At 68.0% G+C, this 21,817-nt stretch carries 25 protein-coding genes and 1 pseudogene; 14 read left to right on the top strand and 12 right to left on the bottom strand.

Annotated elements, in window-relative coordinates; genetic code table 11:
• Positions 1–14: 14 nt before the first annotated feature.
• Positions 15–158 carry a hypothetical protein gene (locus VI123_RS15420; protein ID WP_336338957.1) on the bottom strand — a complete coding sequence of 48 codons (144 nt, stop codon included), beginning with the start codon at positions 156–158 and terminating at the stop codon, positions 15–17.
• Between the two features lie 77 nt (positions 159–235).
• Here VI123_RS15420 and VI123_RS15425 point away from each other — a divergent pair, with 77 nt between their 5' ends.
• Together VI123_RS15425 and VI123_RS15430 are read left to right on the top strand one after the other, a co-directional pair.
• Positions 236–745 carry a CinA family protein gene (locus VI123_RS15425; protein ID WP_336338958.1) on the top strand — a complete coding sequence of 170 codons (510 nt, stop codon included), beginning with the start codon at positions 236–238 and terminating at the stop codon, positions 743–745.
• A 36-nt stretch (positions 746–781) separates the two neighbouring features.
• On the top strand, positions 782–1,288 hold the full coding sequence (locus VI123_RS15430) for a metal-dependent hydrolase (RefSeq protein WP_336338959.1): 507 nt from the start codon (positions 782–784) through the stop codon (positions 1,286–1,288).
• On the opposite strand, the gene VI123_RS15435 is transcribed toward VI123_RS15430, so the two are convergent.
• Positions 1,285–2,046 carry a PHP-associated domain-containing protein gene (locus VI123_RS15435; RefSeq protein WP_336338960.1) on the bottom strand — a complete coding sequence of 254 codons (762 nt, stop codon included), beginning with the start codon at positions 2,044–2,046 and terminating at the stop codon, positions 1,285–1,287. The genes VI123_RS15430 and VI123_RS15435 overlap by 4 nt on opposite strands.
• 115 nt (positions 2,047–2,161) lie before the next feature.
• Between VI123_RS15435 and VI123_RS15440 the strand changes: the two genes are divergently transcribed.
• The gene (locus VI123_RS15440) at positions 2,162–2,461 is read left to right on the top strand and encodes a DUF7565 family protein (RefSeq protein WP_336338961.1); all 300 of its coding nucleotides are present in this window, start codon (positions 2,162–2,164) and stop codon (positions 2,459–2,461) included.
• Between the two features lie 133 nt (positions 2,462–2,594).
• Here the strand turns inward: VI123_RS15440 and VI123_RS15445 are convergent.
• The 6 genes and pseudogenes from VI123_RS15445 to VI123_RS15470 all read right to left on the bottom strand — a co-directional run.
• Positions 2,595–2,693, bottom strand: a pseudogene (locus VI123_RS15445) (transcription elongation factor Spt5); the annotation flags it as partial.
• A 142-nt stretch (positions 2,694–2,835) separates the two neighbouring features.
• On the bottom strand, positions 2,836–3,273 hold the full coding sequence (locus tag VI123_RS15450; protein ID WP_053968046.1) for a transcription elongation factor Spt5: 438 nt from the start codon (positions 3,271–3,273) through the stop codon (positions 2,836–2,838).
• A 4-nt stretch (positions 3,274–3,277) separates the two neighbouring features.
• Positions 3,278–3,457, bottom strand: a complete 180-nt coding sequence (locus VI123_RS15455; protein ID WP_336338962.1) for a protein translocase SEC61 complex subunit gamma — start codon at positions 3,455–3,457, stop codon at positions 3,278–3,280.
• Between the two features lie 146 nt (positions 3,458–3,603).
• Positions 3,604–4,764, bottom strand: coding sequence for a cell division protein FtsZ (gene ftsZ, locus VI123_RS15460; RefSeq protein ID WP_336338963.1), 1,161 nt, complete (start codon positions 4,762–4,764; stop codon positions 3,604–3,606).
• Between the two features lie 103 nt (positions 4,765–4,867).
• Positions 4,868–6,223, bottom strand: coding sequence for a D-aminoacyl-tRNA deacylase (locus VI123_RS15465; protein ID WP_336338964.1), 1,356 nt, complete (start codon positions 6,221–6,223; stop codon positions 4,868–4,870).
• Entirely contained in the window at positions 6,223–7,584 is a 1,362-nt protein-coding gene (locus tag VI123_RS15470) for a sodium:calcium antiporter (protein ID WP_336339399.1), read from the bottom strand. Before VI123_RS15470 ends, VI123_RS15465 begins: the two co-directional genes overlap by 1 nt.
• A 131-nt stretch (positions 7,585–7,715) precedes the next feature.
• Here VI123_RS15470 and VI123_RS15475 point away from each other — a divergent pair, with 131 nt between their 5' ends.
• The 6 genes from VI123_RS15475 to VI123_RS15500 all read left to right on the top strand — a co-directional run bounded on the left by VI123_RS15475 (position 7,716) and on the right by VI123_RS15500 (position 12,766).
• Positions 7,716–8,513 carry a shikimate dehydrogenase gene (locus VI123_RS15475; protein WP_336338965.1) on the top strand — a complete coding sequence of 266 codons (798 nt, stop codon included), beginning with the start codon at positions 7,716–7,718 and terminating at the stop codon, positions 8,511–8,513.
• 51 nt (positions 8,514–8,564) lie between these two features.
• Positions 8,565–9,161 (top strand): helix-hairpin-helix domain-containing protein, encoded by a 597-nt coding sequence (locus tag VI123_RS15480; RefSeq protein ID WP_336338966.1) that lies wholly within the window; start codon positions 8,565–8,567, stop codon positions 9,159–9,161.
• Positions 9,162–9,248: 87 nt separating this feature from the next.
• On the top strand, positions 9,249–10,718 hold the full coding sequence (gene pabB / locus VI123_RS15485; protein WP_336338967.1) for an aminodeoxychorismate synthase, component I: 1,470 nt from the start codon (positions 9,249–9,251) through the stop codon (positions 10,716–10,718).
• A complete protein-coding gene (locus VI123_RS15490; protein ID WP_336338968.1) occupies positions 10,715–11,416 on the top strand; it encodes an anthranilate synthase component II in 702 nt (233 codons plus the stop codon). Before pabB ends, VI123_RS15490 begins: the two co-directional genes overlap by 4 nt.
• The gene (locus VI123_RS15495; protein ID WP_336338969.1) at positions 11,401–12,273 is read left to right on the top strand and encodes an aminotransferase class IV; all 873 of its coding nucleotides are present in this window, start codon (positions 11,401–11,403) and stop codon (positions 12,271–12,273) included. The genes VI123_RS15490 and VI123_RS15495 overlap by 16 nt, the downstream gene beginning before the upstream one ends.
• A 76-nt stretch (positions 12,274–12,349) precedes the next feature.
• Positions 12,350–12,766, top strand: coding sequence for a Rieske (2Fe-2S) protein (locus VI123_RS15500; RefSeq protein ID WP_336338970.1), 417 nt, complete (start codon positions 12,350–12,352; stop codon positions 12,764–12,766).
• A 20-nt stretch (positions 12,767–12,786) separates the two neighbouring features.
• On the opposite strand, the gene VI123_RS15505 is transcribed toward VI123_RS15500, so the two are convergent.
• Positions 12,787–13,077, bottom strand: a complete 291-nt coding sequence (locus tag VI123_RS15505; RefSeq protein WP_336338971.1) for a transcriptional regulator — start codon at positions 13,075–13,077, stop codon at positions 12,787–12,789.
• Between the two features lie 107 nt (positions 13,078–13,184).
• Here VI123_RS15505 and VI123_RS15510 point away from each other — a divergent pair, with 107 nt between their 5' ends.
• Both VI123_RS15510 and VI123_RS15515 read left to right on the top strand, forming a co-directional pair.
• Positions 13,185–13,634 (top strand): pyridoxamine 5'-phosphate oxidase family protein, encoded by a 450-nt coding sequence (locus VI123_RS15510; protein WP_336338972.1) that lies wholly within the window; start codon positions 13,185–13,187, stop codon positions 13,632–13,634.
• Positions 13,635–13,641: 7 nt separating this feature from the next.
• Positions 13,642–16,335, top strand: a complete 2,694-nt coding sequence (locus tag VI123_RS15515; RefSeq protein ID WP_336338973.1) for a cation-translocating P-type ATPase — start codon at positions 13,642–13,644, stop codon at positions 16,333–16,335.
• Here VI123_RS15515 and VI123_RS15520 read toward each other — a convergent pair.
• Both VI123_RS15520 and VI123_RS15525 read right to left on the bottom strand, forming a co-directional pair.
• A complete protein-coding gene (locus VI123_RS15520; RefSeq protein WP_336338974.1) occupies positions 16,288–16,869 on the bottom strand; it encodes a VIT1/CCC1 transporter family protein in 582 nt (193 codons plus the stop codon). The genes VI123_RS15515 and VI123_RS15520 overlap by 48 nt on opposite strands.
• Positions 16,870–16,872: 3 nt before the next feature.
• Positions 16,873–17,163 carry a DUF211 domain-containing protein gene (locus VI123_RS15525; protein WP_336338975.1) on the bottom strand — a complete coding sequence of 97 codons (291 nt, stop codon included), beginning with the start codon at positions 17,161–17,163 and terminating at the stop codon, positions 16,873–16,875.
• Positions 17,164–17,267: 104 nt separating this feature from the next.
• Here VI123_RS15525 and VI123_RS15530 point away from each other — a divergent pair, with 104 nt between their 5' ends.
• Entirely contained in the window at positions 17,268–18,131 is an 864-nt protein-coding gene (locus VI123_RS15530) for a universal stress protein (protein WP_336338976.1), read from the top strand.
• Here VI123_RS15530 and VI123_RS15535 read toward each other — a convergent pair whose 3' ends face one another.
• Positions 18,132–18,767: an FAD-dependent oxidoreductase gene (locus VI123_RS15535; protein ID WP_336338977.1), complete on the bottom strand. Its 636-nt coding sequence runs from the start codon at positions 18,765–18,767 to the stop codon at positions 18,132–18,134. It abuts the gene before it with no gap.
• 203 nt (positions 18,768–18,970) lie between these two features.
• Here VI123_RS15535 and VI123_RS15540 point away from each other — a divergent pair, with 203 nt between their 5' ends.
• Both VI123_RS15540 and VI123_RS15545 read left to right on the top strand, forming a co-directional pair.
• Entirely contained in the window at positions 18,971–20,734 is a 1,764-nt protein-coding gene (locus VI123_RS15540) for a 2-oxoacid:acceptor oxidoreductase subunit alpha (protein WP_336338978.1), read from the top strand.
• Positions 20,731–21,594 carry a 2-oxoacid:ferredoxin oxidoreductase subunit beta gene (locus VI123_RS15545; RefSeq protein WP_336338979.1) on the top strand — a complete coding sequence of 288 codons (864 nt, stop codon included), beginning with the start codon at positions 20,731–20,733 and terminating at the stop codon, positions 21,592–21,594. The genes VI123_RS15540 and VI123_RS15545 overlap by 4 nt, the downstream gene beginning before the upstream one ends.
• Positions 21,595–21,817: the final 223 nt, after the last annotated feature.

A 21,817-nucleotide genomic window follows, 5' to 3' on the forward strand; every position in this document is an offset into this window, starting at 1 on the left:
GTCTGCTTTTCTGTCTACTGGCGGACGTACAGCGTCACGCCACCGAGCGCCAGCAACAGCAGCCCCCACAGGAGGTCCGACCCGGGCAGGACCCAGAGCAGTAGCGTCACGAGCCCCGAGGTAACGAGTGACCAGCCGAGCGTCGTCTGATAGCTCATACGCACCGTTGTGTCTCTGAACTGAAAGCATCTCCCCTCCCTGAACGCTTATTCGCCCGTCCCGCCAACGACCGGCAATGGCAGACGACACAGCGGACCCGGTCGAGAAGCGCGTCGGCGAGCGCCTTCGACAGGCCGACCAGACGGTCGCTATCGCGGAGTCCTGTACCGGCGGCCTCGTCGGGTCGAAGGTAACGGACGTGCCCGGTTCCAGCGACTACTTCGACCGCTCGCTGGTCACCTACTCCTACGAGGCCAAACGGGAGCTACTGGCCGTCTCGCGGGAGTCCCTCGACGCCCACGGCGCGGTGTCGGAGGCGGTCGCCGCGGAGATGGCACAGGGCGTCCGTGACACCGCCCGGACCGACTGGGGCGTCGCCACGACCGGCGTCGCCGGGCCCGGCGGCGGGACGCCGGAGACGCCCGTCGGGACGGTCTACATCGCCGTCGCCGAGGCCGCGCCGTGGGGGACGAACGCGTCCGGCGTGACCGTGTCCCGCTACGAGTTCGACGGCGGCCGCCGCGAGGTCAAAGCGGCCATCGCCTCGCAGGCGCTCCGGGACCTGGAAACCGCCCTACAGGAGTAGTAAGCCCTTTCAGTCGGGACACGGACGGTTCGGTAGATGAACAAACGCGGGCACGTCCTGAACGCCGTTCTCCTGAGCATCGGGCTGGGGTACGTCCTCGACCCCTCTGGCGACGTGACGACCTTCGCGACAATCGCGGAAGTGTTCCTTCCCGTCGTCCTGGGCGCGCTGTTCCCCGACGTCGACACCGCCTTCGGCAAACACCGCAAGACCCTGCACAACATCCCCGTCCTCGTGATTTTCCTCGCCCATCCGCTGTATCACGGCGGCAACCTCCAGTGGGTGTGGCTCGGCGTCCTCACGCACTACGTGCTGGACTACTTCGGCTCGCGCCGCGGCATCGCGCTGTTCTATCCCATCTCGGACCGGGAGTACGGCTCACCGACGGGCGTGACGACCACCAGCGACCACGCCGAAACCGTCACGGTCGCCATCACCGTCTTCGAACTGCTCGCGGTCGGCCTGCTGGTCCACGTCCTCCCGCAGTACCTGCCGCCGACGGTCCGGACCTTCGTCGTCGAGAACAGCACGGTCTTCCTTTAGTACACCCGCACGTCGTCGAACCGGCCGTCGTAGGCGACGTGGTCGGGGTGTGTCGGCTCGGTGCCCTGGAGCATCAGCCGGTCGAACTTCCCCCAGGTGTTTTCGAGTCCCAGGTGCGCCCACTCTACCGCCCGCCGGAGGTCGTGTGAGACCCCGTCACGATGGAACAGCGACCGCTCCAACCCGTCTTTCAGCGCCCTGCTGAGCGCCGTCACGTCCTCGAACGCCTCGGCGAAGGTCACGTACGCCTCGCCGACGGTGCCACGGACGTGCGCGTACGACGAGACGAACGGCTCGTGGCCGGTTTCCGAGACGAACGACTGCGCGCGGTCCCGGTGGTGTGACAACTGCTTGGGGTTGTACACTTCCAGCGCGTCGATTGTCCCCTCGTACGCTTCGATGTCTTCCAGCCCCATGCTCACGTTGAGAAAGCCCGGATGGGGGACGAGGACGGCCGCCCCCTGGCGGTCGAGTTCCCGCATCGCACCGTCGAGCGTGATGAAGTCCGGCACCGGGTCGTCGAGGCCGATGGCGAGCACGTGCCGGCGCTGTTGCCAGGTCCCCGTGAATATCTCCCTGGCCGGGAACACGGTCAGCTCTTCGTCGGAAAACGCCTCTGCCTGCCGCCGTATCTCCGGCAGCCGCGTGAAATGCGGCGCGTACACCAGCGCGTCGAGGCCACGTGCCTTCGCACGCTCGACGACCCCGTCGTCGAGCACCTTCACGTGGAGATCAACGGCGTACCCCTCGGATTGCACGGTCAACGCTAACCCGGTACTGCCATTAGGGGTTTCCGTTTCGGCAGTCTGCTGGACAGACTACTGACAGGTGTCAGCCAAGGTTTTTACCCCCGCGTCGCATGCCACTGAGCAAATGCCACGCTGGGAGTGCGACATCGAGGGGGACGACAGACAGTTCGACCGCGTCGAGGAACTCATCATCCACCAGTCGGTCGAACACGACCGCATCGAGTGCGAGGTCTGCGGTGCCGTCGTCCCCGACGGCTACTTCGCAATCAAGCACGCGTTCGACGAACACTCCCGCGCCGAGTACGTCCGCGCCTACGACGCCTCCGCCGCCGAGGTCCGCCGCCGCGAACAGATAAAGGAGTCCGTCGAAGCCGCCGCCAACATGAACGAGGTCATCGACCGGCTCGAAGGCGGCGAAGCGTAGGGACTGGGCTCCTGTTCGCGGGTGCCGACTGGCCCGCCGAAAAGTGACGAATCCGTTCTCGCGGGTGCGTGTCCGAGGACCTACCGCGCCTCGCTATCGTGACTTCGCCGCTCGAACTGCTCGACGGGCGCTCTCAGCGCTCTTCGCTGTCCAGCACCCGAATCTGGTCGCCGCGCACGGTGACCGGAATCGGGACCGTCGCCTCGTACAGTTCGACGGTGACCTGGTCCTCACGGAACCACCTTTTTCATCGTCGGGTTTCCTCGCTTCGCTCGTCCACCTCTCCTCGAAAAACGTGGGCGAAAAACGGCCGGAATCTCGGCCTCCGACCTCGATTCCGGTGAACTGGCTCGCTCCGCTCGCCGGATGCTAGCTCAGCGCTCTTCGGAATCGAGCACGCGAATCTGGTCGCCGCGGACAGTGACCGGAATCGGAACGGTCGCCTCGTACAGTTCGACGGTGACCTGGTCTTTGCCCTCGTCGATGCGCTGGACCTGCGCCTTCTCGCCCTTGAACGGGCCGGCGATGAGTTCGACGATGTCGCCCTCCGCGATGCCTTCCACGTCCGGCTTCGGCGAGAGGAAGTGCTCGACTTCCGCCATCGAGGACTCCCCCTGGACGACGCCGTTGGCGTGGGGAATCTCGTCGAGGATGCGGTCGAACACCGCGGCGTCGTCCGCCTCGACCATCACGTAACTGGTCAGGGAGTCCGGCGCGAGCGCGGCGTGAATCTCGTCTTCCTCGCGGGAGATAATCATGTCCGCGACGGTGCGTTCCTGACTGGCCGTCGTCTTGACTGCGTAGATACCCATCGGTTTACACCGGCTTGCTGCCAGGCACGAAGGTCATCACGGCGAAGATGATGAACCCGAGCAGTCCGACCAGCGCGATGCCCGCGCCGGCGATTTTCGCGATTTGGGAGAACTCCTGCCACGACGGCGTACTCGCCAGTTTGAGTACCCGTATGTAGGAGGTGAGGTCGTATGGAACGTCCATAGCGGGTCGTACCCACTGGCGGCTTTTCTATATTGTGGTGCGCGATTCGCCGCGGCTCCTGCGGGGTGCGACTCGACCGCCGGAGAAGACGAGCGAGAAAGACGGGGTCCTAGAGATAGAAGCGATGCCGGAGAGCGACGGGACCGTCAGTCGACGTAGTCGATGTCTTCGCCGAGTTGCTGTGCGGCCTTCTCCTGTTCGGCCTCGCTCTGGCCGTAAATCTGTGGGCTCTCGACGCCGGTGACGACTATCATCGTCTCCATCTTGCCCTCGAACTCGTTGTTGACCGACGCGCCCCAGATGATGCGGGCGTCTGGGTCGATGCGGTCGTAAATCTCCTCGACGACGCCCTCAGCCTCCTCGATGCTCATGTCGGGGCCGCCGACGACGTTCACCAGGGCGCTGTTCGCACCGTCGAACTCCACGTCCAGCAGCGGCGAGCGCAGCGCCGAGCGGATGGAGTCCTGGGCCTTGTTCTCGGAGTCGGATTCGCCGAGGCCTATCATGGCGACGCCGCCGTTCTCCATGATGGTGCGAACGTCGGCGAAGTCGACGTTGACCAGTCCGGGCTTGGTGATGAGTTCGGTCATGCCCTTGACCGAGCGCATGAGCACGCGGTCGCAGATTTTGAACGCGTCCTGCAGCGGCATCGATGGCGCGTAGTCGAGCAGGCGGTCGTTCGGGACGACGATGACCGTGTCGGAGACCGAGCGCAGGCGTTCGAGGCCGGCGTCGGCGTTGGCGCGGCGTCGCTCGCCCTCCGCGGTGAACGGAATCGTGACGATAGAGATAGTGAGCGCGCCGGCTTCCTGGGCGGCCTGCGCGACGACCGGGGCCGCGCCGGTGCCGGTCCCGCCGCCGAGACCCGCGGTGACGAACACCATGTCGGAGCCGTCGATGGACTGCTGGATGTCCTCGATGTCTTCCTGTGCGGCCTCCTCGCCGATTTTCGGGACCGACCCGGCACCGCGGCCGCCGGTGCGTTTGCGGCCGATGAGAATCTTCGTGTCGGCGGACACCTCGTCGGCGAGGTGCTGGGCGTCGGTGTTCGCGGCGACGAGCTTGGCCCCGTGGATGCCTTCCTCCATCATCCGGGTGACCGTGTTCCCGCCGGCACCGCCACAGCCGACGACCGTAATCTTCGTCTCCAGGTCCTTGACGACGCTTGCCAGTTCCTCGTCGGACATCGTCCCCGACGTGGACATGTCCTGGGACGGCGTGGATGTCGTCTCGTCGACAGTTCCTCCGTCCGCGTCCTCCCCGTCTTGTTCTGCCTCGTCGATAGCGTCGTCAATTATCGAATCCATAATTTAAAGCGTCCTTGCAGACGAATAGTTATTAGTTTTCCCCCTGTGTCTGACGCTCGTCTGACGTGTTGAGGGCCGGTGTCGACGGCTGACGCGCCGGTGTTCACAGCGTATATCGACGTATACGCTCGCGCTGGAACCGCTCCGGGTCGATTTCTTCCCCGTCGAGCTCCACGGACTGGCCCGAGGCGAGCTTTCCGAACTTCGGGCCTTCGGGGACGCCGGCGGTCCGCGCGAGGTTGGGGTCGAAGGCCGTCTCGCGGGCGACGAGTTCGCCCGCAGTCCACTCGACGCTGTCGAACCGCCGTTCGAGAATTCCCACGAGGGGGTCGACGACCGCTTCGACGTCTATCGTCGCCGGGCAGACAATCGGGCCGGTGAGGACGGTCCCGTTTTGCTCGGTACCGTAGGCGACCGAGTGGGCCTCGATAGCCTCTCGCAGCGCTTCGCTGTCGACGCCACGCGCGTCAGAAATCAGTTCGTCGGGGAGGTCGAACACTGTCCACTCGCCATCGAATCCGGGTGCGAGCGCCCCGAACCGGAGCCCTTCCTCGACCGGCCCGACGGCGGCTTCAAGCGCCTCGACGAGGCCGAGGTCGACGCCGTCGGTCTCCCGGACGAACGTCTCGCTGACGACCCGACAGCCCAGCGATTCGATGGCCGCCTCCAGGTCCGGCCGGTCGCCCTCCATGAGGGCGTAGTCGGCCGCGCTGGCACGGAGGGCGCGTTCGAGCACCGCGTCGCGCTCGGCGGCACTGTCGGCCCACTCCGAGAGGGCGTCCAGCGACCAGTTGGCGGCGATGTGGCCGACCGCCCAGTCCGTCTCGCGGACGACCCGCTCGAACCGTGGCGCGTAGTGGCCGCCGCCCACGCCGAGCAGCTGGCGGCGCGTCCCGTTCTCCCTGGGCTTGTCGGCCGGCTCGTCGGCCAGGTCGAGTATCGCCTTCGCGGCGGCTTCGGCGGCGTCGGGGTCGTCCCACTGCGGCTCCGCGCTCCCGACCTCGACGAACATCGACGGGACGCCCACGTCGGTCGGGCCGTGGTGGGTACACTCCATCCCGACCTCGTACTCCGGCGGGGCGTGGCGCTGGAGCGCCGCGGCGACTGCCTCGTGTGCGCCGGGACAGGCGCGGGCGAAGTGTCCGTCTTCACCGCCGTACTCGGCGACGCCGAAGTTTCCGGTGTGGTGTGCAGTCAGTAGCTCCTCGGTCTCGCCGGCGTGTTTCGACGCGAACACCAGCAGGTCCGGGTCGTCGAAGGCCGCCGCGGCGTCCTCGATGTCCAGGTGCAGCGCCTCGAACTCGCGGAGTTCCACGCCGTGGGCCCGGTACACCGTGCCCCCGCCCTCGGCGTCGGGCCGCGCCGCGTCGACGCTGGTCTCCCACTCCTGAAGGGAGAGCAGGTGCTCGCCGATGTGGGTAGACGCCGCGTCGGCGCGCGAGACGACGACGCCGAGCATCAGTCGGCGTTCTCCACGTGGACCGGGTCACGGCCGAGCGCGGTCCGGACGGCGTCGCCGGCCAGCCCGAACAGGTGTTTCAGCGCCTCGCGGCGCTGGACGAACAGTCCGACCCCGATGGCGAGGTACAGTCCCGTGTACGCGAGCAGGAGGCCGTGGCTCGACACCGGCAGGGCGAGGAGGTCCCTGATAATTGCGAACTCTAAGACCACCTGCGAGATGAACAGCACGAACAGCCCGACCGCCTCGCGGATGCTGATTTCGAAGTTTATCAGGATGGCGAGCGCGAAGAAAGACTGGGCCGCCGTAATCCATATCTCTGCCCCCTGTCTGGCGTCGAACGGTAGGACGCCGTACCCGCCGAGTGCGATGGAGTACACCACGGCGATGGTCCCGATGAGCAGCGTCCACTGGTTTAGCTTCGAGGAGATGAGCGCGTTGAACCCGGCCGTCGACCGGGCCTTGTTGACGAGCACGGCGACGACGATGAGTTCCGGCGACTCGCTGGCCAGCGGGGCGACCCACTGAATCATGAAGAACTCGGGGATGCCGTTGGCGACGCCGATCTCTTCGAGGCCGTGTGCGAACGGCTCGACGGCGGTGAAAATCATCGCGCCGGAGTACCCAAACAGCGCCAGGACGACCAGCGGCCGCCAGGGCAGCGACCACTCCTGGAAGTACTTCGGCACGCCGACGGTGTGCTCGCTGTGTTCGATGTCGGACTTGAGGACGAGGCCGATGTACCCGACGTAGAGGCCGACCAGGAACAGCGTATCGAGGATGCCGATGCCGCCGCCGAGGGGGACGAGGAACGCCCACATCGTCGCCAGGAAGAGGAAGGAAATCTCGGTGGCGATGTCGGTGTCGAGCTGGACGGCGTCTTTCAGGAACCCGGCGCGCTTCTGGACGGCGGGGTCCCGCGTCTTCGCGGCGCGCCAGACGGTGAACACGGCGATGCCCGCCCAGCCGATGCCGATGAGGATGCGGTTCGCGCCGGTCATGTTGGCAATCGCCAGGTTCGCGTCGTGACAGGCCCGGGCCAGCGGCGTCTCGCTGGCCTCGATGGCCTGTGCCGAGAGCTGGCGACAGGCCTCCGCCGTCGCACCGCCGGCCCCGGCGTTCCAGGCGTACAGCGCGTCGACGGCATACTCCGGGGCCACGGCGAGGATGGCGAGGACGGCGATGGCGAAGGCCCTCGGTACGTCTTTCTCTGCCGTCTCGGCCCCCCAGGCCAGGAGGAACGACGCTCCGAGGACGGCGAGCCCACTGACCGCGACGGTGGTCACGCTCCCGACCTCGGTACCGGAGAGGAACTGGTATATCCAGCCGACAGTCAGGGCGAGTGCGACTGCGACCTGCAGCAGTGGATGGCGAAAACGACTCACTACCAGGGATGTGGCTTGGTCCGGCTGAAAAGCTTGCGAAAGTGTCGACCGACCCGCCGGCTCCCGAGAGCGTGGCGTTCATACGACCGGGGCGCGCTGGCGTTGGTATGGACGTTTACGGACTCCTCGGAAACCCGGTCGGCCACTCGCTGTCGCCGCCGATGCACGAGGCTGGCTACGAGGCGCTGGGGCTCGACGCGCGCTATGTCACGTTCGAACCGCCGGTCGACGCCGGTGCCGAAGCCGTCGAAGCGGCCCGGACGCTCGGCATCGACGGTCTCAACGTAACCATCCCGTTCAAACAGGACGTGCTAAACGCCGTCGACCCGGCTCCGCTCGCCGAGCGCATCGGCGCGGTCAACACCATCGACTTCGCCGGCGGGACGCCGACTGGCTACAACACCGACGCCGTCGGCGCGGTTCGGGCCCTGGAGCACCACGGCGTGTCGCTGTCCGGCACGGCGGTCGTCGTCGGTGCCGGCGGCGCGGGGCGGGCGGTCGCGTTCGGCCTCGCCGACGAGGGGCTGTCGGTGCGGATTGCGAACCGCACCGAGTCGAAGGCCGACGCGCTCGCCGACGAGGTCCCGGGCGCGACCGGGCACGGGCTCGACTCGCTGTCGGACCTGCTGGCGGACGCCGACGTCCTCGTCAACTGTACCAGCGTCGGCATGGAGGAAGACGAGACGCCGGTCCCCGCGGACGCGCTCCACGGCGACCTCGCGGTGCTCGACGCCGTCTACACGCCAATCGAGACCCGTCTGCTCAGGGACGCGGCGGCCGCGGGCGCGACGACGGTCGACGGCGCGTGGATGCTCCTGTATCAGGGCGTCGAGGCGTTCGAACGGTGGACCGGCGAGGACGCGCCCGTAGACCGGATGAACGGACGGTTGCGCGAGTACCTGTAGCGAAGCCGACCACCAGCAAGAGATTTGTGTGGTGGATAAATACGTTCATGTATGGGTCTGCTTCAGAAATTGAAATCCGCCCTCGGGCTTGACGGGAGCGGGTCATCCACGTCCGGGACCAATCGCGACGTGGACGTGACCGTCGAGCGGGAGCCCTCTACTGAAGACGAAGACGCTGTGAAGGGGACGAACACCGCGACGACTGCCGAGGCCAGCGCGACCGGCACCGGGGACGGAGCCGGCGACGAATCGGCGGACGGGAATGCGACAGCCGCACACTCCGACGAGTCGGAGACCACGCCGTCATCAGGTGAGGCCGACGACGAGTCGACGGCCGAAGCCGGGGAGACGTCCACGGAGACGGTCTCGGGGTCCGATTCGGAGACGGAAGCCGACGACGCCGACGAGACAGGCGATGACACCGAGGTAACCGAAGCCGACGAGGAAGACGAGGCCGACGATACGGGAAGTACCGCCCCTGTCACGGACATCAAGGGTATCGGCCCCGCCTACGCCGACCGGCTCGCCGGCATCGGCATCGAGACCGTCGGCGACCTGGCCGCCGCGGACGCGGCCGACATCGCCGCGGACACCGACCTCTCCGAAAGCCGCGTCTCGGGCTGGGTCGAGCGGGCCCAGGGCCACTGACACCGCCGCTTTTCGAGTGACGGACGGCGGTAGCGCGGACTCGCCGAACCGCAAGGGAATTAGTCGCGGCAGTGCTTCCGTACTGTAATGCCATCGGTCGAGACCGACCGGACCGCGTTCACGGACCTCGCAGCCGACGCGCCCCCGTCGGCCCGCGTCCCAGTCGAGGTCCGGGTCGACATCGAGGACCCGTTTCTCGCCTACCGCCGGGCGCGCGACGGGACCGGCGGCGTGTATCTGGCGACTACCGGCGGCCAGTCCGGCTGGGGCTACTTCGGGACGGCCCCGGCGGACTTCCGCGAGGTCGACCCGGCCGCGGGCGGGACCCTCGCCGCGCTGACCGAGTTTCTCGACGGCGAGCGCCTGGTCCGCGGGGACTGTGACGTGCCCTATCCTTGCGGGGCTGTCGGGTGGCTCTCCTACGACGTGGCCCGCGAACTGGAGTCGCTGCCAGACAGCGCCGACGCCGACCGCGCGCTCCCGAACCTGCAGGTGGCCCGGTACGACCGCTTCGCCGCCTGGGAGGAACCCCGGGGCGAGTCGACGACGCTGCGCGTGACGGCCTGCCCGCGAGTCGGTGACTTCGAGACGCCCGCACTGGCCTACGAGTTCGGCAAGCAACACGCGCTGGACCTGGCGCGGGCGGCCGTCGAGGGCGACCCGAGCGTCGGCGACCCACCGGTCGAGGCCGACGAGGCGACCTTCGAGAGTGATTGCACGCGCGAGGCCTTCGCCGACCGGGTCCGCACCGTCAAGCAGTACATCCGCGACGGCGACACGTTCCAGGCGAACGTCTCTCAGCGCCTCCGCGCCCCCGCGGCGGTCCACCCGGTCGAGGCCTTCGACGCGCTTCGGACCGTGAACCCCGCGCCCTACTCCGCGCTCGTTGAGTTCCCCGGCGTCGACCTCGTCAGCGCCAGCCCGGAACTGCTCCTGCACCGCGAGGGCGACAGAATCGAGACCGAACCCATCGCCGGGACGCGGCCCCGAGGCGACACGCCGGCCGCGGACGAGCGCCTGGAGGCGGACCTGCTCGACGACGCAAAGGAGCGGGCCGAACACGCGATGCTCGTCGACCTGGAGCGAAACGACCTCGGAAAAGTCAGCGCGTTCGGCAGCGTCGAGGTGTCGGACTACCGCCGCGTCGACCGCTACTCCGAGGTGATGCATCTCGTCTCCGTCGTCGAGGGGCGACTGCGCGACGGCGCAACCTTGGCGGACGCCATCGCCGCGGTGTTCCCCGGCGGGACCATCACCGGCGCGCCCAAGCCCCGGACGATGGAGATAATCGACGAGGCCGAAGCCACCCGACGGGGGCCGTACACCGGCGCTATCGGCATCTTCGGCTTCGACGGCCGGGCGACGCTGAACATCGTCATCAGGACGCTCGTGCGGTACGCCGAGGAGTACCACCTCCGCGTGGGGGCGGGCATCGTCCACGACTCGGACCCGGACAGCGAGTATCAGGAGACGCTCGACAAGGGCCGCGCGCTCGTCAATGCCGTCGACGAGGCGCTGGGGCGACGTGTCGACCTCGACATGGAGGACGCGGCATGAGCGGCGCGGACGCGACGGGCGGCGACCGGGACGCGCTCGCGCCGACCGTGCTCGTCGTCGACAACTACGACTCGTTCGCGTACAACCTCGTCCAGTACGTCGGCGAGGTGGTCCTGCGCCTGGGCGGGACAGCTGACGACGTCGTGGTCCGGCGCAACGACGCCATCGATGTCGAGGGCATCCGCGAACTGGACCCCGACGGCATCGTCGTCTCGCCGGGACCAGGCACCCCCGAGGACGCCGGCGTCTCGATGCCGATATTCGAGGAGCTGACGTATCCGACGCTGGGCGTCTGTCTCGGTCACCAGGCGCTGTGTGCGGCCAACGGCGCACCGGTCGGCCACGCCGAGGCGGTCGTCCACGGCAAGTCCTCGTCGGTCACCCACGACGGCACCGGCGTGTTCGCGGACCTCCCGGACCCCGTCGAGGTCGGCCGCTACCACTCTCTCGCCGTCGACCGCGAGGCCCTGCCCGACGTGCTGACCGAGACGGCCTACACCGTCACCGACGGGGACGAGGACAGCGCCGAGCCGACCGATGTCGACGGCCAGGGCGGTACCGACGAGGCCAGCGTCGTCATGGGCGTGCGCCACGACGACCGCCCCCACGTCGGCGTCCAGTTCCACCCCGAGAGCATCCTGACCGACCACGGCAAGACCATGATAGAGAACTTCTGCCTGCTATGCAATACCACGTAGACGGCGACCTCGTCCCCGCGGACGAGGCGACGGTATCGGTGCGCGACCGCGGGTTCATGTACGGCGACGCGGCGTTCGAGACGCTCCGGGCCTACGGGGGCGCCCCCTTCGCGTGGGACGCCCACCGCGAGCGACTCCAGCGGACCGCCGAGACGCTGGGCTTCGCCGATGCCGTCCCAGACGACCTCCGGGCGCGCGTCGACGAGACGCTCGAAGCGAACGACCTCACGGAAGCCTACGTTCGACTCTCTGTCACGCGCGGGGTTCAGCCCGGGAAACTCACGCCCGGCCCCGACGTCGACCCGACGGTCGTCGTCGTCTGCAAGGGACTCCCGCGGGGCGGACTGGAGGGCGAGCGCGTCTGGGACGGGCCGGCGGCGGTCCAGACGGTGCGGACCCGGCGGATTCCCGGCGAGGCCGTCCCGGCGGACGCGAAGACCCACAACTACCTCAACGGCATCCTCGGCCGCCTCGAACTCCGGAAGGCGGCTGCGGGCGGCGACCCAGCCGACGAGTGCCTCATCCGGGACACCGACGGCAATCTGGCCGAGGGCGCGACGAGCAACCTCTTTTTCGTCACGGACAACGGTCTCCGGACGCCGAGTACCGACCTCGACCTGCTCCCCGGCGTGACCCGCGACGTCGTGATGGACCTCGCGCGCGCCGAGGACTTCCCGGTCGAGACCGGCCACTACTCGCTCGACGCCCTGCGGGACGCCGACGAGGCGTTTCTGACTAACTCGACGTGGGAGATTCGCCCGGTCGAAACCGTCGACGGCATCCCCGTGGGGACGGGTCCGATGACGAAGCTCCTCCAGCGGCTGTTCGACGAGCGCATCGAGGCCGAGCACTACTGAGCGACGCCCCGCCGTGTCCGCAACTGTCGCCCGGACCGGCGGTTTGAAACCCCCGAGCCCCATACGGGGGACCAGCATGGACGAGGACAGCCGCATCGTCGCGCTGGAGGAGGTTCCCGAGGACGGGACGTTCCTGTTCACTGTCCGGGACGGCTTCGACACGACGGAGGCGTTCGTCGTGCAGTTGACCGACGCCGTCGTCGCGTTCGAGAACTACTGCCCCCACTGGCGGGACATCCGCCTCGACAAGGGCGACGGCGCGACGGTCCGCGACGGCGAGCTGGTGTGTGAGAAACACGGCGCGACGTTCGAGTCGGACTCGGGCCTGTGTAACTTCGGCCCCTGTGAGGGCGCAGTTTTGGAGGAGGTGTCGGTTACCGTCGAGGACGGCGTCGTCTACCTCACCGACGACCGCTACGAGTTCGAGCAGCAGGGCCCCTCGGGCGACCACGACCGCTCCTCGCGCGGCCGCATCGGCTTCTCCGGCAACTGACGCCGGCGCGTCGTGCCGCGTCAGCTGATGCGGTACGCCGGTTCGGCGACCGACTCGCACTTGCACTCCGGGCACCGGCTCGGCCGGTTCGTCAGGTCGTCGAAGTCCGTGAAGCCACACTCCTCGCACTCCGGCGGCGCGACCAGCAGCTGTTCGTCGGTCGATTCCAGGGATTTCGCGATGTGTTCGACGTGCGTGAGCGCGTCGCTGGTCTGTATCTCGAAGGCGTTCGCGATTGTCCCGGCGGCCATCGCTTCGTCGCGTAGTTGGTCAGCGATGCGCTGGCGCGTCGTCCGACTTGCCTCGCGCATGGGAACAGTTCGCAACCGACCGTTATATGTCTTATTCCGTCGGCGAGCGTCCTGACCGACCGGCCCGCGCGTGGGGCTTTATTTACTATCGGCGAGTGATATCTCGTATGGCTGAAACGAATCGCGCCGAGATGAGTGCCGACGACCGGGACGCGTTCCTCGGAGTCGGCGGAACCGGGGTCCTGTCGATCGCGGTGGACGAGGAGACGGCCCCGTACGCGGCTCCCGTCTCGTACGGGTACGACCCCGAGTCGGGGGTCTTCTACTTCCGTCTGGCCGCGAACCGCGACAGCGAGAAGGGGCACCTCGACGGCCGCCCGGTGACGTTCGTGACCTACGGCGACGGCGAGGAGCCCTGGAAGAGCGTCGTCGCCAGCGGTCGCCTCGAAGACGCGTCGCGCGCCGACATCACGAGCGAGGTCCTCGACGGCTTCGAGCGCGTCGACATCCCGCTCGTCGACGTGTTCGACCGCCCGGTCCGCGAGGTCACCTTCGAGTTCTTCCGGCTGGTGCCGGACGAGCTGACCGCCCGCGAAGAGCTCCAGCGCGGCACCTGACCGCTCGATGTCGGACACCGGGACGCAGTCGGCCGGCGAGAGCGGAGCGCAGTCGCTCGACCGGCCCAGCGACGAGCGCGCAGGCGGGAGCGACACGCACTGGTACGCGCGCCCGGTCGGGGACGTATTCGACGCGCTCGACAGCACCGAGAGCGGTCTGGATAGCGACGCCGCGGCTTCACGTCTCGACGCAGGCGGACCGAACGAGATCACGTCGAGCGAGGGTCGGAGCCCGCTTCGGGTCTTCCTGGCGCAGTTCTCCAGCGCCCTCATCTGGGTCCTCCTCGGCGCCGCTGCGCTGTCGGTCGCCATCGGACACACCGTCGACGCGGTGCTCATCGGGATCATCCTGCTCGGGAACGGCGTCTTCGGCTTCGTCCAGGAGTACCGGGCCGAGCAGAGCTTAGAAGCGCTCCGCGAACTCGCGACGCCCGAGGTGACGGTTCGGCGGGACGGGACCGAGCAGTCGGTGGACGCGACCGAGCTCGTCCCCGGCGACGTGGTCGTCCTCCAGCAGGGCGACGTCGTGCCGGCCGACTGTCGCGTTGTCGAGGCGCAGTCGCTCGAAGTCGACGAGGCGGCGCTGACCGGCGAGAGCATGCCCGTCGAGAAGGGCGTGGAGCCGGTCGACGAGGGGACGCCGCTTGCCGAGCGCACGAGCGTGCTGTACAAGGGGACGAGCGTCACGCGGGGGAGCGCCGTCGCCGTCGTCGTCGAGACCGGGATGGCGACGGAGATGGGCGCGATCGCGACGGAACTGCTCAGCGCCGAGGACAGCCAGACGCCGCTGCAACGCGACCTCGACACGCTCGGCCGACGCCTCGGTCTCGGCGTGGCCGCGCTCTCGGCGATCATCGTCCCGCTGCTGTATCTGGGCGGGACAGCGCTCGTTCAGGCGGCGCTGACCGCGATCTCGCTCGCCGTCGCGGCCATTCCGGAGGGACTGCCGGCGGTCGTGACGCTGACGCTCGCGCTCGGCGTCCGGCGGATGGCCGACGAGAACGCGCTGGTGCGGACGCTTCCAGCCGTCGAGGGGCTGGGCGCGGTTGACGTGGTCTGTACGGACAAGACCGGGACGCTGACCGAGGGGGAGATGCGCCTCCGGGCCGCGTGGGTGGACGACGACGTGACCCGCTTCGGCGGCGAGGACCGACCGTCCAGCGTCGAGGACGGGCGACTCCGCCGCCTGCTCGAAATCGGCGTGCTGTGTAACGACGCCACGGGCGACGACGGGGACCCGACCGAGCGGGCGCTGGTCGCCGGCGCGAGCGGATGCGGGATCGACGTCGAGGCACTCCGCGAGGAGCGCCCGCGGACCGACGAAGTGTCCTTCTCCTCAGAGCGCCGGCGGATGGCGACGGTCCACGACGAGGAGATCTACGTCAAGGGCGCGCCGCAGGTGGTCCTCGACCGCTCGACGCGGGTGCTCACCGCCGACGGCCCGGCCGAACTGGACGACGCGACCCGCGAGCGAATCGTCGAGCAAGTCGACGCCTTCGCCGGCGACGCGCTCCGCGTGCTCGGGTTCGCGTACAAGGACTGCGGCGAGGACGGCGGCCCCGAGGAGAACCTCGTCTTCGTCGGCCTGCAGGGGCTCATCGACCCCCCGCGGTCGGCCGTCAAGGACGCCATCGCAGACACGCATCGCGCCGGGATCGACGTGAAGATGGTCACGGGCGACAACGCGGTGACGGCGTCAGCCATCGCGGCCGAAATCGGCATCGAGTCCGACGTGCTGACCGGCACGGAGGTCGCCGAGATGGACGACGAAGCGCTCGCCAAGCGCGCCGAAGCGGTCGACGTGTTCGCCCGGATGGAGCCGACGCACAAGGTCCGCGTGCTCAAGGCGCTGCAGGGCAACGGCCACGCCGTGGCGATGACCGGCGACGGGGTCAACGACGCGCCGGCGCTGAAAAACGCCGACATCGGTATCGCGATGGGCGTCCGGGGGACGGACGTGGCGAAGGAGGCCAGCGACATCGTCCTGCTCGACGACAACTACGCGACCATCCGCAACGCCATCCGCCGCGGGCGGACCATCTTCGACAACGTCTGGAAGTTCGTCGCCTACCTGCTGAGCGCGAACGCTGCCGAGGTGCTGCTCGTGTTCATCGCGTCGCTCTTTGGCTACCTCATCCTCCCGGCGGTGCAACTGCTGTGGATAAACCTCCTGACCGACGGCCTGCCGGCGCTCGCACTCGGGGCCGACCCCTCCGGCGACGTGATGGACCGCGAGCCCCGCTCCGGCGAGACGGGCATCGTCGACCGGCCGATGCTGACGCTCATCGGCGGCATGGGGCTGGTCGCCACGGCGCTCATGCTGGGACTGATGACGTACACGCTCGACGGCGCGCCGTCGGTCACGCCCTACGCCATGACGATGGTGTTCACCGGGTTCGTCGCGCTGGAGTTCGTGAAGCTCTACGTGGTGCGCTGGACGCGGGACACGCCGCTGCGCTCGAACCCGTGGCTGGCCGCGTCCGTCGCCGCGTCGCTCGCCCTCCACCTCGCAATCCTCTACACGCCGCTCCGGCAGTACTTCGGGACGGTCGCGCTCGGCGTCGCCGACTGGGGACTCATCGCGGGGACGCTCGCCGTCGGCGCGCCGCTGCTCGCCCTCGTCGGGTGGGGAGTCAGGCGCGTCGACCCGGACTCAGCCCGGCATGAGGTAGTTGATGACGGCCACGACCAGGCCGGCTAAGCCCATCCGGGCCGCCGCGATGTACCAGCGCTGGCCCGAGATAGAGCCCATGTACGCGCCGAACACCCCGAGGACGCCGACGCCGAGGCCGACGGCGACCAGCGCGGCCTCGCCCATCGTCAGCAGCGTGCCCTCGAAGAAGAACGGGACCAGCGGAACGGCGATGCCGATGAGCGGGCCGAGGCCGCTCATCGTCGCGTGCAGGACGCGCGCGCCGCGCTGCTCGCGCTGGATGCGGGTGTCGTCCAGGTCCGCCAGCATGGCCTGTTCGATGCGGAGAATCTCGGCGCGGGTCTCGGCGCGCTCTATCTCCCAGACGCTCCAGACCGCCGACGTGCCGAGGCCGACGGCCGCCCCGAGGCCGATTTGGACGACGGTGACGCCGTCGCTCACGCCCGACAGCACCGCCCCGACGACGATGCCGATGCTCGTCAGCGTCCCGTCGAACCCGTTGGAGATGAAGTACCGCCGGGAGATGGCGCGCACGTCCTCCTTTCCGAGGAGGCGCGTCACCAACTGCCGTATCGAGACCACGGCTCAGCGGTCCTGAAACGTCGAGCGCTCCTCGATGATGCGCTCGCCGCAACTCACCTCGTCGACGGAGTGGACCGACGCGCCGAGTTCCTCGACCGCCTCCCGTATCGATTCGTAGTCGACGCCGTCGCCCTCTATCGTGAGTTTGACGTTCTGTACCTCCTTGTCCCGTTCGACCAGCGACGCGGTCACGCCCACGACGGTGTGTTCGGCGGTGATGCGCTCGGTGAAGTCGATAAGCGGCGGGTCGTGAGGCTTCAACACGTCGATGACGAGTCTGCGGACGGTTGACATGCATCGACTGTCGGCCGTCCGTTCCCTAAATGTGACTATCGGGCGGACACTTCCTCGCCACGACACTTTATCACGACCGCCGTCGAACACCGGGTCGATACGCGATGTTCGATACTATCCTGGTCCCTATCGACGACAGTCCGGGTTCCCAGCGGGCCTTCGAGGCCGCGGCGACCCTCGCGAAGCAGTACGGCTCGGCCGTCCACGTCCTCGCCGTGGTCGACGAACACGGCCCGAGCGACGGCGAGTGGGACTACGACGGCGACTCCCCCGCGGCGGCGTTCCTCGACGAGCAGTCGGACGCGGCCGACGGCATCGAGGTGACGTCCGCCGTGCGGGAGGGCGTCGTCCACGAGGAAATCCTCGACTACGCCGACGAGCGCGGTGTCGACCTCGTCGTCATGGGGACCCACGGCCGCACCGGCGTCCGGCGCTACCTGCTCGGGAGCGTCACCGAGAAAGTGGTCCGTCTGTCCGACGTGCCGGTCCTCTCGGTCAAGGCCGACGCCGAGCCGGGCGGGGTGCGCTTCGACGACATCCTGCTCCCGACCGACGGCAGCAGCGGGGCCGAGGCGGCGATTGAGCCGACCGCGGCCCTCGCTGGCGAGACCGACGCGACGGTCCACGTGCTGTCGGCCGTGGACACGCGGTCGCTTGGTATCGACGTGGGGTCGACCGTCATCATCGACGAACTGGAGTCCATCGCCGAGGACGCCGTCGCCACCGCGTCGGAGCGCCTCTACGACCAGGGCGTTGGGGCGGTCAAGACGGCCGTCGCCCACGGGATTCCCTACCGGGTCATCCTCCAGGCCATCGACGACAACGACGTGGACCTCGTCGTCATCGGGACCCACGGCCGGACCGGTATCGACCGCTACCTGCTCGGCAGCGTCACGGAGAAACTCGTCCGGACCGCGCCGGTGCCCGTCCTGACCGTCCGGTCGGCCGACGCCGGCGACGAGGCGTAGCTACCCGAAGTTCTCGACCTTGGCGTCGTCGGTGTCGACGCCGGCGGCTTCGAGCGCTTCCGTGGCGGCGTCGAGGAAGTCCGCGAAGCCGTAGATGAAGACCTGCCCGCCGCCGTCGACAGCCTCGCCGACGTGGTCCGTGAGGTCCTCGTCGGCCCCGACGACGCGGACGAATGCGCCCGCCTCGGCTAGCGCGTCCAGTCGGTCCTCGTGGACCGGCGTGTCGTCCTGGTACACGACGGCGGCCTCGTTGCCGTCGTCGAGGGCACGCTCGGCGATACCGACCGCCGGGCCGACGCCGGGGCCCCCCGCCAGCACGACGACGCGGCTCTCACCCTCGTAGTAGTCCGACCCGAACGGCCCGGCGATGCGGACGCCGTCGCCCGCTTCGAGCGCGCCGAGCTGGGGCGCAAGCTCCCCGTCGGGGTCGATGCCGACGGTAATCTCGAACGTCTCCGCCACCGTCGGCGAGGAGATGGTGTAGAACCGCGAGACGTCCTCCCCGTCGACGGTCAGCGTCAGTTTGACGAACTGGCCCGGCTGCGCGTCGAACGCCTCCGGGGTCTCGAAGTCAATCGCCACGGTGTCCGGTCCGACGTCCCGAACGCCCACCACGTCGAGTTCGCGTTCATCCATATCCGGCAGTTGCCGCGCCCGGCCAAGGGGGTTACGGTCGCCCCGCGTTCCACAGTGCTGAAAGGCCGGGTTGCGCATTCCGGTACGCGGGAAATACGGCCGGCTGGCAGCGAAATCTGCCGGTTTTCACTCGGAAACGAGTAGCCCGCTCGCGGGCGGTTACGGAAGGCTTTTCCTACCACGCTGGCTACCCGTGCGGTATAATGCCAGAGGACCTGAACTGGGCCATCGGCGGCGAAGCCGGCGATGGAATCGACTCCACCGGGAAGATCTTCGCGCAGGCACTCTCCCGGGCTGGTCGGCACGTCTTCACCTCAAAGGACTTCGCCTCCCGCATCCGCGGCGGGTACACTGCCTACAAGGTACGGACGTCGGTCGACCGGGTCGAGAGTGTCGTCGACCGCCTGGACATCCTGATCGCACTCACAGAGCGCACCATCCACGAGAACGAGGACGAACTCCACGAGGACTCCGTCATCATCTACGACGGCGAGCGCTCGACGATGCAGGACGTGGAGGTCCCCGGTGACGCGACGGCGCTCGAAGTACCGCTGAAACGACTGGCCGAGGACGCGGGTGGGGCCATCATGCTCAACGTCGTCGCCCTCGGGGCGGCGTGTGAAGTCACTGGCTTCCCAATCGAGAACCTCGACGAAAGCCTGCAAAAGCGCTTCGGCGACAAGGGCGAGGCCATCGTCGAGAACAACAAGGAAGCCGCCCGGAAGGGCCAGGAGTACGTCCGCGAGGAGTACGACGAGGACTTCGACTACGACATGGAGACGACCGACAACGACTACGTCCTGCTGAACGGCGACGAGGCCATCGGCATGGGCGCTATCGCCGCCGGCTGTCGCTTCTACGCCGGCTACCCCATCACCCCAGCGACGGACGTGATGGAGTACATGACCGGCCGCGTCGACCAGTTCGGCGGGAAGGTCGTCCAGGCCGAAGACGAACTCTCGGCCATCAACATGGCGCTTGGCGCGGCCCGCGCCGGTGCCCGAGCCATGACCGCCACGTCCGGCCCGGGTATCGACCTGATGACCGAGACGTTCGGGCTGGTCGCCACGAGCGAGACCCCGCTGGTCATCTGTGACGTGATGCGGTCCGGTCCCTCGACCGGGATGCCGACAAAGCAGGAACAGGGCGACCTCAATATGACACTGTACGGCGGCCACGGCGAGATTCCGCGGTTCGTCGTCGCGCCGACCACGGTTTCGGAGTGCTTCTGGAAGACCGTCGAGGCGTTCAACCTCGCCGAGAAGTACCAGACGCCGGTGTTCCTCGTCTCGGACCTCGCGATGGCGGTCACGGAGCAGACGTTCGCCCCCGAGACCTTCGACATGGACGAGGTCGAAATCGACCGCGGCAAGGTCGTCGACGAGAACGACATCGACGCCTGGCTCGACGAGAAGGGGCGCTTCCAGGCCCACTTCGCCGCCGCCGACGGCGTCTCGCCGCGTGCGTTCCCTGGGACGACCGACGGCGCGCACATGACGACCGGCCTCGAACACGACGAACTCGGTCGCCGGACGGAGGACACGGACGTCCGCATCGAACAGGTCGACAAACGCCAGCGGAAAGTCGAGACCGCCCGCGAACAGGAGGACTTCGACTACCGCGAGTTCGGCGACTCCGACGCGGACACGCTGGTCATCTCCTGGGGCTCCAACGAAGGCGCGCTCCGGGAAGGCCTGACACTGCTCGAGGAGGACGGCTACGACGTGCGGTTCATCTCCGTCCCGTACATCTTCCCGCGGCCGGACCTCACCGAGGAAATCGAGGCGGCCGAGGACGTCATCGTCGTCGAGTGTAACGCCACCGGCCAGTTCGCGGACATCATCGAACACGACGTCCTCGAACGGGTCCAGCGCATCAACAAGTACAACGGCGTGCGGTTCAAGGCAGACGAACTGGCGACCGAAATCAAGCAGACGCTCGACACACCCGCGGAGGCAACACAATGAGTTCCGACGTTCGCTTCACAGACTTCAAATCCGACAAGCAACCGACCTGGTGTCCCGGCTGCGGTGACTTCGGGACGATGAACGGCATGATGAAGGCGCTGGCCGAGACGGGCAACGACCCCGACAACACCTTCATCGTCGCCGGTATCGGCTGTTCCGGCAAAATCGGCACCTACATGCACAGCTACGCGCTCCACGGCGTCCACGGCCGCGCACTGCCCGTGGGCATCGGCGTGAAGATGGCCAACCCGGACCTCGAAGTGATGGTCTCGGGCGGCGACGGCGACGGCTACTCAATCGGTGCCGGCCACTTCATCCACGCCGTTCGCCGGAACGTCGATATGAGCTACGTCGTGATGGACAACCGCATCTACGGGCTGACGAAGGGGCAGGCCTCGCCGACGAGCCGCGAGGACTTCGAGACCTCGACCTCGCCCGAGGGGCCGAACCAGCCGCCGGTCAATCCCAAGGCGCTGGCCCTGGCCTCCGGCGCGACGTTCATCGCGCAGTCGTTCTCCTCGAACGCACAGCGCCACGCCGAAATCGTCCAGCAGGCCGTCGAACACGACGGCTTCGGCTTCGTCAACGTCTACTCGCCCTGCGTGACGTTCAACGACGTGGACACCTACGACTACTTCCGCGACGCCATCGTCGACCTGGACGAGACCGACCACGACCCGTCGAACCGCGACCAGGCCAAGGACAAGATCCTCGAAAGCGACAAGGAGTACATGGGCGTCCTCTACCAGGACGAGGACTCGGTCCCGTTCGAGGAGCGCGAGGGCGTCGAGGGCTCGATGGCCGAGATTCCCGACGGCGCGCCCGAGGGCGCGATGGACCTCGTCCGCGAGTTCTACTAGACCACCTTTTTCGTCGTCGCCTTTCCTCGCGCGCTCTACGAGCGCGCTGTGGGAAGGCTCCCCGAAAAACGTGGGCGAAAAAGGCGACTCCGCGGCGACGCCGCGAAGCCGTGAAACGGCGGCCTGCGGCCGCCGGACGCTGACCGCAACGACTTCTCGTCTCGCTGGGTTCCGAGCGACGGCCACCGAGCGAGGTACACAATAGAATCGGGTTCACGTCCAT

Source organism: Haloarcula sp. DT43 (genome assembly GCF_037078405.1).
Taxonomy (GTDB): Archaea; Halobacteriota; Halobacteria; order Halobacteriales; family Haloarculaceae; genus Haloarcula; species Haloarcula brevis.

Coding starts and splice junctions, on each gene's coding strand:
- VI123_RS15475 (WP_336338965.1), top strand. CDS start 7,716: ATGGACGTTTACGGACTCCTCGGAAACCCGGTCGGCCACTCGCTGTCG.
- VI123_RS15535 (WP_336338977.1), bottom strand. CDS start 18,767: ATGGATGAACGCGAACTCGACGTGGTGGGCGTTCGGGACGTCGGACCG.
- VI123_RS15455 (WP_336338962.1), bottom strand. CDS start 3,457: ATGGACGTTCCATACGACCTCACCTCCTACATACGGGTACTCAAACTG.
- ftsZ (WP_336338963.1), bottom strand. CDS start 4,764: ATGGATTCGATAATTGACGACGCTATCGACGAGGCAGAACAAGACGGG.
- VI123_RS15440 (WP_336338961.1), top strand. CDS start 2,162: ATGCCACGCTGGGAGTGCGACATCGAGGGGGACGACAGACAGTTCGAC.
- pabB (WP_336338967.1), top strand. CDS start 9,249: ATGCCATCGGTCGAGACCGACCGGACCGCGTTCACGGACCTCGCAGCC.
- VI123_RS15450 (WP_053968046.1), bottom strand. CDS start 3,273: ATGGGTATCTACGCAGTCAAGACGACGGCCAGTCAGGAACGCACCGTC.
- VI123_RS15430 (WP_336338959.1), top strand. CDS start 782: ATGAACAAACGCGGGCACGTCCTGAACGCCGTTCTCCTGAGCATCGGG.
- VI123_RS15420 (WP_336338957.1), bottom strand. CDS start 158: ATGAGCTATCAGACGACGCTCGGCTGGTCACTCGTTACCTCGGGGCTC.
- VI123_RS15500 (WP_336338970.1), top strand. CDS start 12,350: ATGGACGAGGACAGCCGCATCGTCGCGCTGGAGGAGGTTCCCGAGGAC.
- VI123_RS15510 (WP_336338972.1), top strand. CDS start 13,185: ATGGCTGAAACGAATCGCGCCGAGATGAGTGCCGACGACCGGGACGCG.
- VI123_RS15480 (WP_336338966.1), top strand. CDS start 8,565: ATGGGTCTGCTTCAGAAATTGAAATCCGCCCTCGGGCTTGACGGGAGC.
- VI123_RS15525 (WP_336338975.1), bottom strand. CDS start 17,163: ATGTCAACCGTCCGCAGACTCGTCATCGACGTGTTGAAGCCTCACGAC.
- VI123_RS15465 (WP_336338964.1), bottom strand. CDS start 6,223: ATGCTCGGCGTCGTCGTCTCGCGCGCCGACGCGGCGTCTACCCACATC.
- VI123_RS15545 (WP_336338979.1), top strand. CDS start 20,731: ATGAGTTCCGACGTTCGCTTCACAGACTTCAAATCCGACAAGCAACCG.
- VI123_RS15515 (WP_336338973.1), top strand. CDS start 13,642: ATGTCGGACACCGGGACGCAGTCGGCCGGCGAGAGCGGAGCGCAGTCG.
- VI123_RS15540 (WP_336338978.1), top strand. CDS start 18,971: ATGCCAGAGGACCTGAACTGGGCCATCGGCGGCGAAGCCGGCGATGGA.
- VI123_RS15425 (WP_336338958.1), top strand. CDS start 236: ATGGCAGACGACACAGCGGACCCGGTCGAGAAGCGCGTCGGCGAGCGC.
- VI123_RS15490 (WP_336338968.1), top strand. CDS start 10,715: ATGAGCGGCGCGGACGCGACGGGCGGCGACCGGGACGCGCTCGCGCCG.
- VI123_RS15505 (WP_336338971.1), bottom strand. CDS start 13,077: ATGCGCGAGGCAAGTCGGACGACGCGCCAGCGCATCGCTGACCAACTA.
- VI123_RS15495 (WP_336338969.1), top strand. CDS start 11,401: ATGCAATACCACGTAGACGGCGACCTCGTCCCCGCGGACGAGGCGACG.
- VI123_RS15530 (WP_336338976.1), top strand. CDS start 17,268: ATGTTCGATACTATCCTGGTCCCTATCGACGACAGTCCGGGTTCCCAG.